The following is a 14,226-nucleotide window of genomic DNA, read 5'->3' as shown; positions in this document are numbered from 1 at the left end:
AGTTAGCTTAGCTCTTGATAAGCTCAGCTAATAGCGCTTTAGCTTGTTCTAATTCTAGTGTGACTTGCTCTTTACGCTCACGTAAATATTTGATGGTCACAACGCCTTTTTCTAATTCATCTTCGCCAATAATAACAGCCACTAGTGCATCGCTTTTATCAGCTCGTTTTAGTTGTTTTTTAAAGTTACCGCCGCCGGCATGCACCATAACGCGTAAACCGGGTACGTCGCTACGCAGTTGCGCTGCAATGGCAGGGGCTTGTACGCTGGCTTTGTCGCCCATTGCCGCTAAATATACATCAGCATTGCGGCGAATGTCACCTACACACTCAAGTGCTTGGAGTAACAGTACTAAGCGCTCTAGACCCATAGCAAAACCAACTGCGGGCGTTGCTTTGCCGCCAAGTTGCTCAACTAAGCCATCGTAGCGTCCGCCAGCACACACTGTGCCTTGTGCACCTAGGCTATCTGTTACCCATTCAAATACTGTGCGGTTGTAGTAGTCTAAACCACGTACTAACTTTTCATTAACCGTGTATATGACGCCAGCTGCGTCTAAACGTTCACATAAATTTGCAAAATGTTCTTTTGATTCAGCATCTAAATGCTCAGACAATTTAGGCGCATCCACTAAGATTGCTTGCACGTCTGGGTTTTTGCTATCAAGTACACGCAATGGGTTTGAGTACATACGGCGCTTTGAATCTTCATCAAGCACGTCGGTATGCTGTTCAAGGTAGGCAACGAGTGCATCGCGGTAATCAGCACGTGCTTCGTTAGAGCCTAACGAGTTAAGCTCTAAACGTACGTGTTCGTTAATGCCAAATGCTTTCCATAATTGCGCGGTAAGCAAAATAACTTCTGCGTCTATGTCGGCTGTGGCAATACCAAATGTTTCTAAACCAAATTGGTGAAACTGACGGTAGCGGCCTTTTTGAGGGCGCTCATGACGAAACATCGGGCCCATGTACCACAGGCGCTGCTCTTGGTTATAAAGCAAGCCATTTTGGTTACCTGCACGTACACACACTGCGGTGCCTTCTGGGCGAAGGGTTAGCATGTCGCCGTTACGATCGGCAAAGGTGTACATTTCCTTTTCTACTATATCGGTTACTTCACCAATAGAGCGTTTAAATAAGTCGGTTGATTCTACAATAGGAAAACGAATTTCTTGATAACCGAACGATGCTACTGTCTCGCGTAAAATGTTTTCTACTTTCTGCCAAACTTGCGTGTCGCCCGGCAGACAATCGTTCATACCGCGAACTGCCTGAATTTGTTTTGCCACTGATAAATCCTAATTACTGTTTATGTGTAATAAAAAAATGCTTACACAACAAGAATGCTAAAAATTGACCCGTCATTATATACCCAAATGACCCCATGATGCGAGCGTCGTTTGAATTAAAAGCGATTTAGGCAAGGCATTGATTGAAAGTAATAGTGGTTCTATTGTTAAAATCAATAACGCAGTATAAATCGCTTTTAAACCAACCCGTTGGGCGGTTCACAGACACTTCCTCTCATCGTTGTTACTTTTTAAAAGGGATTGCCATTCTTGCAAAGTAACGCCTTGATATTAAGAGCCTGTGAAACGCTGAATTCTGTACCTTGGGGTCGCTTGGGTATCCTCTAGCTATAAAGGTAAACGCCAAACAGCGTGGTTTGGCGCTTTATAGGGTATTTATTCGACTATTTTAATATCGATAGGTGTTTGCTGCTCTTTTTGAGCAATAAAGTCGCGCACGTAGCCTTCAAGCTGGTCAACAATGTTGTTGTTATCAATACGCGCTTTTTGACGCTCGCCATTAATGTATAAACCTGAGCGGCGGTTTGCACCGGCAAGGCCAATATCACTAACTAGGGCTTCGCCTGGGCCGTTAACGACACAGCCAATTACCGAAACAGACATTGGCTCAACAACATCTTCTAGGCGCTCTTCAAGCTGGTTCATGGTGCTTACTACATCAAACTCTTGACGTGAGCAGCTAGGGCAGGCAATAAAGTTAATACCGCGAGAGCGTATACGCAGCGATTTTAAAATATCAAAACCTACTTTGATTTCTTGAACTGGGTCGGCAGCAAGTGATACACGTAGCGTATCGCCAATACCTTCGGCAAGTAACATGCCTAAGCCTACAGCCGATTTAACCGAACCTGAGCGCATACCGCCGGCTTCGGTGATCCCTAAATGCAGGGGTTGTTCTATTTCTTTAGCAAGTAAACGATAAGCGCCTACTGCTAAAAATACGTCTGATGCTTTTACCGATATTTTAAATTGGTCAAAATCAAGGCGGCGTAATATATCTACATGGCGCATTGCTGATTCAAGTAATGCTTCGGGAGTTGGCTCGCCATATTTTTCTTGTAGGTCGCGCTCTAATGAGCCGCCATTTACACCAATACGAATAGGGATATTATGCTCGCGTGCTGAGTCTACAACGGCTCTAATACGCTCCTCACTGCCTATATTTCCTGGGTTTATACGTAGGCAATCTACGCCGTATTTTGCCACTTTTAACGCTATGCGGTAATCAAAGTGAATATCGGCTACAAGCGGTATACTAACTTGCTCTTTTATACTTTTAAACGCTTCTGCGGCATCCATTGTTGGTACAGATACACGCACTATGTCGGCGCCGGCATCTTGTATTGCTTGGATTTGCGCTACCGTGGCATCTATATCCATGGTGTCGGTATTGGTCATCGACTGCACGGCAATAGGGGCACCGTCACCAATAGGCACGTTGCCTACATTGATGCGGGTTGATTTTCTGCGTTTAATTGGAGATTCTGAAAACATAGCGACTACTCTGCTAATGGTAATTTAAATTTGGCTAAACGATTTTTAGGATAACCAGAAATATCAACTGGCTCGCCGTTTAGAGAAACACTAACTACGTCGTGCTTACCCAGCACAACTGAAAAAGGCGGGGTGCCGCTTACAGCCATTTTATAGCCTGCTTTTTTTACGCCAAATGCTATGCGCTCACCTTCGCCATCGTGTATTTCTACCCAGCTCTCATCGTTAAACACCATGTTAATTGTACTGGTGTTACTTTGCGTGTCGGGCTCGTTAGTGGCTGTTTGGGTGCTAGCGGCAATAGGCGCCGTGGCATTAACGGCTTCACTTAAGGGGACTTGTTCAGCACTTATAGGCATTACAGCCGGTGTGCGCTCAACTGCCTGTGTTGCTGGCATTTGCGAGGTGTTCTCGCTTTCGTTATTTAGCGCGTTGTTATTTTGCTGGTTATCTAAAATTGAATTTTCAATATTGATTGTGCTTGTTTGCTCATCGATAGGCGTAGCATTTTGCCAAAACCATAAGGCAGATGAGCCAATAACAATGGCTAAAATAATGTAGCTCACCAGCATTAGACGGCTGTCATGGGCTTCTTTTTCTGTGCGGCGCGAAAAGCTTTGCATGTTAGCTGGCTTTGTAGGCTCGGGCGGTGCTGGCAATTTAGCTAATATAGGGGCGCTATCGACGTGTAGTTCACGGCAATAGTTTTTAATGTAGCCTTTTACAAAGGTAATAGGGCCTAACGTTTGGTACTGATCGCTTTCTAAGCGTTGCAGCTGAGAAATAGAAAGCTTAAGTGGGCCAGTAAGTGACTCTAAGCTTACATTAGCCTGCTCTCTGTGCGCTTTTAATAGTTGCCCAACACTTGGCTCATCGCTTTGTTGCGTAGTTTCTTCTGTCATAATAGGTACGAATTTGGATCCACTAGTAATAGTCTGTGCCCAGGTGTAAGTTCTATATCTGGACTTAATTTATTCCATCGCATTAATTCATCAATTAATACATGCCGCTGGGTAGCTATGTCGTAAAGGGTATCGCCAGCTTTAATCTCGTAATAAATATTAGGATCGTTTAAATAAATTTTACTTCCGTTGATAACACGATCCGACTCCTTTAGACCATTCCACTGCAGGAGTTTTTGTAGTTTAACATTGTATCGCACTGAAATGCTAAATAGGTTTTCACCAAACTCAATAATATGAAAAGGCACCTTTAAAGGGGGGACTTTTGGATTAAGCATGGGAGGCTCTTGTTTTACACTTGGTTGGTAGTTTTTTAGTGTAATGTCGTTACTGTCGCTGTATGGGTTATTACTAAATACCGCACTGTCTTTTTTAGCCTCATAAAATACTACCGAATTATTTAAGCCCGTATTTTGTGGGTCATTTGCAGCAGGGCGTGTATTTTGTGGGGTGTTAAAGTTAGCTTGTTTTGGCGCACCAAATGAAATTATTTTTACTTCGTCATCATCTTGGGCTGCTTGTTTAGCGACGGCTTTTGGCGGCTCAGCTGTGGGAGTAGACGTTTGTTGCGCTTGGTGATCCGTTGTTAAAGCCAAAAGCACCGCTGCGGTATCTGTATTAGATTCTGCAGGCATAGGTGTTGTAGTTGTAGTTGCTACTTGGGCAGTATTTGTTACGGTTGGAGCCGCTGCCGCAGCTGGCACTACTGCTTTTGTTGTTGTAACTACTTCAGCCTGCGTTGGTTGAGCCGCTGGCGTGAAAGTGGCAGCGCCATCATTTTGCTCAGCTACGGTTTTTTGTTTGTTTGCTGCGGCAATGGTTGCCTGTGCTTTTGCCGTCTCATTTAATACTGGGCTTGAAGGCTCAACCCCTGGAGAAATTAAGCTGGTCGAATTATCGGTAGTTGGGCGCTTTTTACGGATAATTTTAATTTTTGGTTGCTCAACACTGATTTGCTCTTCGCCATACTGCTCTTGAAGCTCTTCGAGCTGCGCTTTACGGTATTTTTCGCGCAGTATTTCAAACTCAGTTTGTTTAGTACGATTATCGCGAATAGCATAGGCTTGCTTACTTGTTGGGTAAGTTTGCATTATGGTGGCGGCAATTTTTTCTGCTTCTTCTATTCTGCCCATGCGCTGCTTAATTAAATAACCAAGCAATAAAGCACGTGCAGACACTCGGCCGGTGTCGTCATGGCGCTTTAATACTTCGCTGGCTTTATGTAAATCGCTTTTAGCATAAAAAAGGGCGGCTAAGCTTATTAGGGTCGATGTACGTTGCGAGCTGTGATTAAGTGCTTGTTTAAAGTAACTCTCTGCATTTTCAAAGTCGTTAAATTCTATGGCACATAATGCAAGGTTTTCGTAGCTTTCGGCAACGCGAATATAGCTTGGAATATCAATTGCTTTTAAAAACTGATCGGTCGCGCGGTCATACTCTTCAATACTACATAAAAACACACCGTAGTTATTAAGCGTGTTCGGATCGTCAGGCTTAATTGCTAATGCTTTTTGATAGGCTTTATCGGCACGCTCTTTTTCGCCTACTTGTTGGTAATAATAAGCAAGAGAGTAATGTACTTCAGGTAGATTTGGGGCAAATTCTATAGCTCGCTCAAGGTTATACTTTGCTTGCGAGTTGTTGCCAGTTTCTAAGTATTGTAAAGCGAGGGCGATACGTGTGCGTGCTGCGCCTGCATTATTGATTTTGTTTTCGACGACGGGTTTGTCACTGCCGTTATAACTACTTTCACTTACGCACCCTGTAAGGGCAAGTGTTGAAAGTGTTAAAGCAAGTAAAGATCGCATTACCTTGTCTCTGTTTTTCTATCCATAGCGCCTATCTTACCTAAAACCCTTAGTGTTGCATCATTTATTTAAAAATAAACAACTTAACCACCCTGCATAGGAAATATACGCAGGGTGGTTACAGGCTTATGCTTGCTGGATATTTACGCTAATTGCGTTATCGTCGCGCATTTTCTTTTTCGCCATACGTTTAGTACGGTCAACAACATCGCCGGCTAATTGCCCACAGGCGGCGTCAATATCGTCACCACGAGTACGACGAACAATACACGTAATACCCGCAGCTTGTAAAACCTTAGAAAAACGGTCAATACGGCTGTTGCTAGAGCGTGTGTATTCGTTACCCGGGAACGGGTTAAACGGAATAAGGTTAACTTTAGAAGGTGTACCTTTAAGCGTTTTAACCAGCTCATGTGCTTGGTCGGTGCTGTCGTTAACGCCATTTAGCATAACGTATTCAATGGTCACGTCTTTATTTGCTTTAGAGCCATCGATATAACGACGACACGCGGCTAAAAATTCTTCAATTGGGTACTTTTTATTAATTGGTACAAGTACGTCACGTAGAGCGTTATCGGGTGCGTGAAGAGAAATAGCAAGTGCTACGTCTATTTTTTCTTTTAATAAATCAAGGGCAGGTACAACCCCTGAGGTACTTAATGTTACGCGGCGCTTAGATAAGCCAAAGCCCCAGTCGTCCATCATAAGTTCCATCGCCGGCACTACGTTTTTAATATTAAGTAGAGGCTCGCCCATACCCATCATTACTACGTTGGTAACTGGGCGTTTTTCGCTATTGCCATCAAGGCCTATGTCTTTAGCTACACGCCAAACTTGGCCAATAATTTCAGACACTTTAAGGTTACGGTTAAAGCCTTGTTGCGCAGTTGAACAAAACGTACACTCAAGGGCACAACCCACTTGCGAAGATACACACAAGGTGGCGCGGTCTTTTTCTGGGATCCATACAGCTTCAACTTCTTGGCCGCCATCAAGCACTAATGCGTATTTAATTGTGCCGTCGCTTGCTTGCTGGCGAACAGAGATTTCTGGCGCAACAATTTCGCATTCGTTTTTAAGCTTTTCTTTAAGCTTTTTATTAACGTTGCTCATGTCGTCAAAGTTATCAACGCCAAAATGATAAATCCATTTCATCACCTGGTCGCCACGAAATGGCTTTTCACCGAATGATACAAATAGCTCACGCATTGCATCTCGGTTTAAATCTAATAAGTTAATCTTTTTTTGCTCGGTCATGAAACAACCTCAATCGGTGACGGTGGAGATAAAATTTACAAGGGCGAATTGTACACAATTCACCCACTTTAATCATTAAGTAAAATATCAAAAATGCATTTAAGGATACTTTACGTAATGACTAAAAAAGGGCTCGAAAGCCCTTTTCTTACTTTGCATTACAGCGTTAACTGTAAAACTCGAATTAACGAGTACGTGGGCAAAGCTCTTCGTCAGCGAAGAAGTACGCGATTTCGCGAGCAGCAGATTCAACAGCGTCAGAACCGTGAACAGCGTTTTCGTCGATGCTATCAGCGTAGTCTGCACGTAAAGTACCAGCTAGTGCTTCAGCAGGGTTAGTAGCACCCATGATTTCACGGTTTTTAAGAACAGCGTTTTCGCCTTCAAGAACGGTAACCATTACTGGGCCAGATGTCATGAAAGATACTAAAGCACCGAAGAAAGGACGCTCGCTGTGCTCTGCGTAGAAACCTTCAGCTTTCTCTTTTGAAAGGTGAACCATTTTAGCTGCAACGATTTTAAGACCCGCAGTTTCGAAACGGTTGTAGATTGCGCCGATGTGGTTTTTTGCTACTGCATCAGGTTTTACGATTGAGAAAGTACGCTCTAAAGCCATCTTTATGCTCCAATAATTTTTAAATAAAAGTGTGAATATTTACGGGCGCGAATTATACGCGTTTTAATTGAAAAAACCTAATTTTATTAAAAACCAGTTTGGTTGCAGTTTTATGATCTTGATCAAAAGCACAATGTTTAGCGCATTTATAATGCCGCGCTTGTAAATTAATTAATCATGCAACCGACTTATACTCGGTTAGCTGTACGGAGCGCATATGCCAGCTGTTTCTTCTGTAACTTCTTTTATTCCTGAACTGTTATGCCCTGCGGGGAGCTTAAAAAACATGCGCTACGCCTTTGCATATGGGGCCGATGCCGTTTACGCCGGCCAGCCTCGCTACAGTTTGCGGGTACGTAATAATGAGTTTGATTTAGAGACATTACAAATAGGGATTAATGAAGCCCATGCGCAAAATAAAAAGTTTTATGTGGTCTCAAATATTGCTCCGCATAACGCAAAGGTTAAATCGTATTTACGTGATATAGAACCAGTGATCGCTATGGGGCCCGATGCGCTGATTATGTCAGATCCTGGGCTCATTATGCTGGTACGCGAAAAGTGGCCAGCTATGCCTATTCACCTATCGGTGCAAGCAAATGCAGTTAATTATGCAAGTGTTCAATTTTGGGCAAAACAAGGTATTGAGCGAGTTATTTTATCCCGCGAGCTATCACTTGAAGAAATAAAAGAAATACGTACGCTATGCCCAAATACTGAGCTTGAGGTGTTTGTACATGGGGCGTTATGTATGGCGTATTCAGGGCGCTGTTTACTTTCGGGTTATATAAATAAGCGCGACCCAAACCAAGGTACCTGCACGAATGCCTGCCGCTGGAGTTACGATGTAAAACCAGGGGTTGAAAACGAATCGGGCGACATGGTGCATAAAATTGACCCTAACCAAGTTATACCAACTCTGGGTGAAGGTGCGCCAACAAATAATATTTACATGCTTGAGGAGCAAGGGCGCTCTGGTGAGTATATGCCAGCATTTGAGGATGAACATGGTACGTATATTATGAATTCAAAAGATTTACGCGCCGTACAATACGTAGAGCAGTTAACAAAAATGGGTGTACATAGTTTAAAAATAGAAGGGCGGACTAAATCGTTTTATTATGTAGCGCGCACCGCACAAGTGTATCGAAAAGCAATAGATGACGCGGCTTCAGGTAAACCATTTGATACTCACTTATTCAAAACACTTGAGAACTTAGCACATAGAGGCTACACCGAAGGCTTTTTAAAGCGCCATGCCCATCAAGATTATCAAAACTACGAATACGGTCACTCTGTATCAACTAAGCAGCAATTTGTTGGGGAAGTAATAGGGCGCTATGCTGATGGTTTAGTTGAAATAGAGGTAAAAAATAAATTCTGCGTTGGGCATTCTTTAGAGCTTATGACCCCACAAGGTAATATTACTTTTGAGCTTGAATATATGCAAAACAAAAAGGGCGAAAGTATTAGTGATGCGAAAGGCTCTGGGTATATTGTAAAAATCTCATTAGATGAGAGCATTAATTTAGAGCACGCAATATTAATGCGCAATTTAGATGAGCACCAAGATACCCGCAACCCCTATAAAAAAGTAGCAAGTGAGTAAGCGCTAGCATGGCACTATTTATAAATAAAAAATGCATTAACTGCGATGTATGTGTAGACGAGTGTCCCAACAGCGCGATTTTCATGGGGTCAAAAACTTATCAAATAGACCCTGATAAGTGCACCGAATGTGTAGGGCATTACGATAAACCAACGTGTGTCATAGTGTGCCCCATTAATTGCATTAAAAGCGATCCTTTAAATAGGGAGTCACTTGAGCAGCTAGCACAAAAGTATGTAAACCTAGTTGAAAGTGAAGGCTGAACACATAAAAAGGAACATATGCTTACAAATTTAGCAAAAAATTAGCTTAAACTACTTATTAATTATCGCGTTATCATTAATACCTCCTATACTGGAAGTAACTTGATTTAGTGTTTTTGGTAGGGAAATTAATGTTTTTTTCAAAAGGTAAGCAAAACGAAATAGCCGCTTTAAAAGCTCAGTTGTACCCTTTAGAGCAAGTGTGGGATGGGCTTTACAAAGAAATGCTGGTACTTAATGTACTTTATGATGGGCGAATTTCGCATGCTAACGATAACTTTTTAAACGCATTAGGTTATAACGAAGATAATTTAACAAATAATCAGCTAGGCGATTTTATTGCTGAACAGTCGCGGTTATCACCTGAATACGAAGAGCTTGAAAAAGCATTCCAAAAAGAAGGCCACTGGAGTGGGGCTATTGAATTTGTTCGCCAAGATGGCAATGCAGAGTGGCTAAGATTAATTGTGCACCCAGTGGTGGGTGAGCAAAATCAGTTATTGTATTTTTCGGTGTTTGGCACCGTACTTACTAAAACCATTACAACCTCTCGTGAACAAAGCGACACAATAAAAGCGATTTATCGCTCTATGGCTGTGATTGAGTTTGATTTACAGGGGCATGTGTTAACGGCAAACGATCAGTTTTTGTCAGCCATGGGGTACAATGAATCAGAAATAATTGGCCAGCATCACCGGGTATTCTGTCAAACCGAAGAAGCTAATTCGGCTGAATACCAACAGTTTTGGAGCAAGCTTAGGCAAGGCCAATTTATTGCCGACAGGTTTAAACGTATAGATAAATATGGCAATGTAATTTGGTTAGAAGCCACCTACAACCCTATTTCGAATGATGCGGATCAGCTTTATAAGGTAATGAAATTTGCCACCGTAATTACTGAGCAAGTAAACCGTGAAATTGCTATTTCGCAAGCAGCCGAAATAGCCTATGGCACCTCTACAGAAACAGATAAAACCGCAGAGCGTGGCAGCTGCGTATTACAAGAAACCGTATCTGTTATGAACGAGCTGGCTGTAAATATGGAGCAAGCAGCTAACGAAATTTCGGCGCTGGATCAACAATCACAACAAATAGCCAGCATAGTGCAAAGCATAAGTAGTATTGCCGAGCAAACCAACTTACTTGCACTCAATGCTGCAATAGAGGCTGCGCGTGCAGGAGAGCAAGGGCGCGGGTTTGCCGTGGTTGCTGATGAAGTAAGGCATTTAGCGTCAAGAACGTCAAAAGCAACAGAAGAAATTGTGGAAGTGGTACAGCGTAATCAGTCACAAACCCAAAGTACGGTAGCGGTTATTGAGCAAGGCAAAGAAAAAGCAGAGCAAGGTTTAGCGCTTTCTAAAGAGTCGGGTGAGGTTATGGCAGAAATTCAAGATGGAGCCCAAAAAGTGGTTAATGCAGTAGGCCAATTTACCAGCCAATTAAACTCTAATAACTGATTGAGTAAATACGTTAAAACAACAAACATAAAATAAAACCGCGAAAGCGGTTTTTTGCTTTAACAAGAGTGCGTACCGGCACATATTAAGTAATTTGAACTGTGGATAATAAACCTATCTCTGGCTAGAAAAAATAAATTTTACCATCACTGGAATTCAATCTGTTAGTAAGTCTCTTAACCAGAGTTCAGGTGAAGTAAAGCGGCGGGTAATATTTTTATTAAAAGGTGTTATTTTCACCTTAGGTAGCATTAAATAGCTTAAAAACGGGTGCATAAACCCTAATAAGGTTAAATAGTGAGGTGTGAGTTATTTTTTAACCACAGTTGAGACTAAATTAAGCCAGGTGTTAACAATACATTAAGTTTCGCCATGTAAACTTTGCAGCAATTTGCCATTACGTACTGCAATACGCTAATGGATCACTGATTTGCTTAGCCTAAGCAATGTAAATGGAATAGCTGTAAAATGATTAATTGCCTACGTCATTACCCTTTATCTAAAGTATACAAATCTTTATTTTGCGCATCACTTATTACCTCAAGCCCATTTAGCTTAGCTGATGATGCTGCCTCACAAAACGCTAAAACACTGCTTAAAAAAAATATGGAAGTAATTGAGGTACGGGGTATACGCTCAAGCATGGCTGAGAACTTAGATGTTAAGCGTATGTCTGGCTCTGTGGTGGATGCAATTACAGCCGAAGATATTGGCAAATTTCCTGATAAAAATGTAGCGGATTCGTTGCAGCGAGTACCTGGCGTTGTTATTGAACGCGATGGCGGAGAAGGGGCATCGGTGAGTATTCGTGGTTTATCATCTGAGCTCACATTTACTCAGCTTAATGGCAATTTTATAGCCTCATCACCCGGGGAGCCTTCACGCTCGTTCGATTACACTTTACTACCCTCTGCCATGATAGAAAGCGTAGAAGTGTATAAATCGCCAGAAGCGCGTTTAGATGAAGGCGGCGTGGGCGGCACAGTATTAATGCATAGCCGCAAGCCTTTAAGCATGGAGGCAAACTCAGGTGTATTTAACGTTGAATCTACTTACGCCGATGTGACAAAAGAGTACGAGCCGCAATTTAGTGGCTTATATTCGTGGAAAAATGACGACGACACCTTTGGCGTATTGGTGGGTTATACCTATCAAGAGCGTACTAATCGCACTTTAACAGGCAGCACCGATACAAATGTATGGCGTTACACGGGTGGCGGTCAACCTACTGATATTAATGGTAATGCCGTTGATAACAATAACGGTTGGGATACGATAAGTGATGCCAGCGGTAATCGTTATGATGACGTGTGGTTTCCGCAAGTTGTACGTGGCTCTGTGCTTAATGAAAAACGTGAGCGTGAAGGTATTCAATTTAGTACACAATGGCGCCCGACTAATCGCTTAGAACTAGGATTTAACTACTTTGGTTTTATACTCGGACAAGACAGAACCGAATCAGTCATTGATATTCCTGAGTGGTCACTTAACCCAGACTTTTTAAGCGCAGTAAACCTGGATGAAACAGGCACCATTGCAACGGGTATGCAATACAATGCCAGTGCTAGCGGTGTTGAAAACGATATGCAATTTCCGTGGATGCGTGGCAGCTATGTACGAGAAGAGTCTACCTCCGATACTATCGATTTTAATTTAACCTATGAAGGCGATAGCTTTAAAGCCCGCTTTGTTATTGGTAACACCCAATCTGAGGGCGGCCCTGAAGAAAGCTGGGAAGCCGCTTATAAAAGCTCAAATGCCGGTGAAAACGAAACCGTTATTCAAAACGCATCGCAAAGCGATGCGTGGTCTTTAAATGAAAATAATGTATCGCTGAGTATTGATCCCAACACATTAGCTAACTTGCAAAGTGGCTTAGGCGGCGGGCGTGATGCGGGTTCGTCAAATTCAAGCTTTGTGCGCAGCGAACTCGAAGAGGATTATTATCAAGCCGACATCGACTTTTATGTTGATTGGGGGCTTTTAAAAACGATTAGAACCGGGGCTAAATATCGCCATGCCAATTTACACCGCGAGACCGGTAATACGTTTTTTTTAGATCCTAACTTTGATATTGCTGCAGGTGAAGCGAGTGAGCAAGGTATCACGCAATTTGATAGCTACCAATGGAATGGCGGTATGCCACTTGCCGAGGATGTGTTTATTAATCAAACCAATATAGTTGGCGGGTTTAATATAAACCAAATGCCCAGCATAGATTGGGATAAATACCGAGATTTAGTAACCGACAACTACACGCCTTATACCCGCATAGAAGATAACTTTGTATACGATATTGAAGAAAAAATATCAGCGTTTTACATTCAAGGCGATTTTGAATTTAGTGAAGTAAGAGGTAATTTAGGTGTGCGCGTAGTACAAACTAAAACCTTAACCTCTTCTACCGATTTATATACTTATCAACTTGATCACACCAATGATGAAACAGGCGAGCCGGTAACTGGCGATGCGCGTTTTGTAGAATATTATCAGTTGGTTACACAAAAAAACACCGACACACAAATTCTACCAAGCTTTAACATAGCGTGGGATGCCACCGACGATTTAGTGATTAGAGGCGCTATTGCTAAAGTGATGGCACGACCAGATTACAGCGATTTAGGCTCGCAGCAGCGTATTACGTTTGTATCAAATGAATGGGCAGAAGACAGAGCCGCATTCAACGAACTTGCAGGTTTTAGTGGCAGTGGCGGTAATAAAAATTTAAAACCTTTTGAATCAGTGCAGGCCGATTTATCTATTGAATATTATTACGCCGAGGGCTCTGCATTGGGGTTAGCGTTGTTTCATAAAAAGGTTGATAACTTTGTTGTGCCGCTGGTAATAGATATGCAGCAAGAGTTTGCAGGCAAAGACAATATAGTAGAGCGCGGTTTCATTACCGTTGCGCCATACAGCACAGTGGGTAACGGCACCGATGCGGTATCAAAAGGGGCCGAAGTATTTATTCAACATGCATTTGCAGGTGGTTTTGGTTTTTATGCTAATTACACCTATAACAAAACCAATAAAGCCGATGTAAGTGTAAATGGTGAAGAATTTGGCCAATCGCCATTAATTGGAAGCGCTAAATACCAGTACAACACCTCTGCTTATTACGAAGGCGAGTACTTTACTCTTCGCGCGTCGTACAATAAACGCGGCGAAACAGTACTTGGCTTAAATAGCGGTTTAAATGTATACCAAGACCCTTACGAGCAAGTTGATGTAAATGCCGCCATTAATATTTCTGATGGCTTAAGTTTAACAGCCTCTGTTATTAACTTAACTAAATCGGAAACTGTTACGCGTTTAGGTGATGATAGCGAAGCGCGTTTATTAAGTTCAAGTTACTCAGGTAGACGCTACTACGCGGGTATAAATTATAGTTTTTAAATAAAAGCCCACTATACGTTTTTAGCACACTAACCTTGTTAATGAATAGCATGAC

General features: G+C 42.4%; 10 protein-coding genes. 4 read left to right on the top strand and 6 right to left on the bottom strand.

Going from position 1 to position 14,226, the window contains the following annotated elements:
* Positions 1–7 precede the first annotated feature (7 nt).
* From hisS to ndk, 6 genes are all read right to left on the bottom strand, one after another.
* Complete coding sequence (gene hisS / locus PAT01_RS05520; RefSeq protein ID WP_154945112.1) at positions 8–1,288, bottom strand: histidine--tRNA ligase; 1,281 nt, start codon at positions 1,286–1,288, stop codon at positions 8–10.
* A gap of 396 nt (positions 1,289–1,684) precedes the next feature.
* Positions 1,685–2,803, bottom strand: coding sequence for a flavodoxin-dependent (E)-4-hydroxy-3-methylbut-2-enyl-diphosphate synthase (gene ispG, locus PAT01_RS05515; RefSeq protein WP_064385766.1), 1,119 nt, complete (start codon positions 2,801–2,803; stop codon positions 1,685–1,687).
* 5 nt (positions 2,804–2,808) lie between these two features.
* Positions 2,809–3,705 (bottom strand): RodZ domain-containing protein, encoded by an 897-nt coding sequence (locus tag PAT01_RS05510; RefSeq protein WP_154945110.1) that lies wholly within the window; start codon positions 3,703–3,705, stop codon positions 2,809–2,811.
* Positions 3,702–5,573: a type IV pilus biogenesis/stability protein PilW gene (gene pilW, locus PAT01_RS05505; protein WP_154945108.1), complete on the bottom strand. Its 1,872-nt coding sequence runs from the start codon at positions 5,571–5,573 to the stop codon at positions 3,702–3,704. Before pilW ends, PAT01_RS05510 begins: the two co-directional genes overlap by 4 nt.
* Before the next feature lie 126 nt (positions 5,574–5,699).
* A complete protein-coding gene (locus PAT01_RS05500) occupies positions 5,700–6,830 on the bottom strand; it encodes a dual-specificity RNA methyltransferase RlmN (RefSeq protein ID WP_004586995.1) in 1,131 nt (376 codons plus the stop codon).
* Between the two features lie 184 nt (positions 6,831–7,014).
* Positions 7,015–7,446 (bottom strand): nucleoside-diphosphate kinase, encoded by a 432-nt coding sequence (gene ndk / locus PAT01_RS05495; protein ID WP_004586996.1) that lies wholly within the window; start codon positions 7,444–7,446, stop codon positions 7,015–7,017.
* A 217-nt stretch (positions 7,447–7,663) separates the two neighbouring features.
* Here ndk and trhP point away from each other — a divergent pair, with 217 nt between their 5' ends.
* The 4 genes from trhP to PAT01_RS05475 all read left to right on the top strand — a co-directional run bounded on the left by trhP (position 7,664) and on the right by PAT01_RS05475 (position 14,171).
* Positions 7,664–9,055, top strand: a complete 1,392-nt coding sequence (trhP, locus tag PAT01_RS05490) for a prephenate-dependent tRNA uridine(34) hydroxylase TrhP (RefSeq protein ID WP_154945106.1) — start codon at positions 7,664–7,666, stop codon at positions 9,053–9,055.
* An 8-nt stretch (positions 9,056–9,063) separates the two neighbouring features.
* Positions 9,064–9,318, top strand: a complete 255-nt coding sequence (locus PAT01_RS05485; protein WP_154945105.1) for a YfhL family 4Fe-4S dicluster ferredoxin — start codon at positions 9,064–9,066, stop codon at positions 9,316–9,318.
* Positions 9,319–9,449: 131 nt separating this feature from the next.
* Complete coding sequence (locus tag PAT01_RS05480) at positions 9,450–10,775, top strand: methyl-accepting chemotaxis protein (protein WP_055255596.1); 1,326 nt, start codon at positions 9,450–9,452, stop codon at positions 10,773–10,775.
* Positions 10,776–11,243: 468 nt separating this feature from the next.
* A complete protein-coding gene (locus tag PAT01_RS05475; RefSeq protein ID WP_154945103.1) occupies positions 11,244–14,171 on the top strand; it encodes a TonB-dependent receptor in 2,928 nt (975 codons plus the stop codon).
* Positions 14,172–14,226: the final 55 nt, after the last annotated feature.

The sequence above is a fragment of the Pseudoalteromonas atlantica genome (genome assembly GCA_007988745.1).
Taxonomy (GTDB): domain Bacteria; phylum Pseudomonadota; class Gammaproteobacteria; order Enterobacterales; family Alteromonadaceae; genus Pseudoalteromonas; species Pseudoalteromonas atlantica.
Note: the sequence above shows the minus strand (reverse complement) of the source record. Positions and strands in the feature narration are given on the sequence as shown.

Bases quoted from the DNA above. Each gene is read 5' to 3' on its own strand.
- ispG (WP_064385766.1), bottom strand. From the start codon at position 2,803: ATGTTTTCAGAATCTCCAATTAAACGCAGAAAATCAACCCGCATCAAT.
- PAT01_RS05475 (WP_154945103.1), top strand. From the start codon at position 11,244: ATGATTAATTGCCTACGTCATTACCCTTTATCTAAAGTATACAAATCT.
- PAT01_RS05510 (WP_154945110.1), bottom strand. From the start codon at position 3,705: ATGACAGAAGAAACTACGCAACAAAGCGATGAGCCAAGTGTTGGGCAA.
- ndk (WP_004586996.1), bottom strand. From the start codon at position 7,446: ATGGCTTTAGAGCGTACTTTCTCAATCGTAAAACCTGATGCAGTAGCA.
- PAT01_RS05500 (WP_004586995.1), bottom strand. From the start codon at position 6,830: ATGACCGAGCAAAAAAAGATTAACTTATTAGATTTAAACCGAGATGCA.
- PAT01_RS05485 (WP_154945105.1), top strand. From the start codon at position 9,064: ATGGCACTATTTATAAATAAAAAATGCATTAACTGCGATGTATGTGTA.
- PAT01_RS05480 (WP_055255596.1), top strand. From the start codon at position 9,450: ATGTTTTTTTCAAAAGGTAAGCAAAACGAAATAGCCGCTTTAAAAGCT.
- pilW (WP_154945108.1), bottom strand. From the start codon at position 5,573: ATGCGATCTTTACTTGCTTTAACACTTTCAACACTTGCCCTTACAGGG.
- trhP (WP_154945106.1), top strand. From the start codon at position 7,664: ATGCCAGCTGTTTCTTCTGTAACTTCTTTTATTCCTGAACTGTTATGC.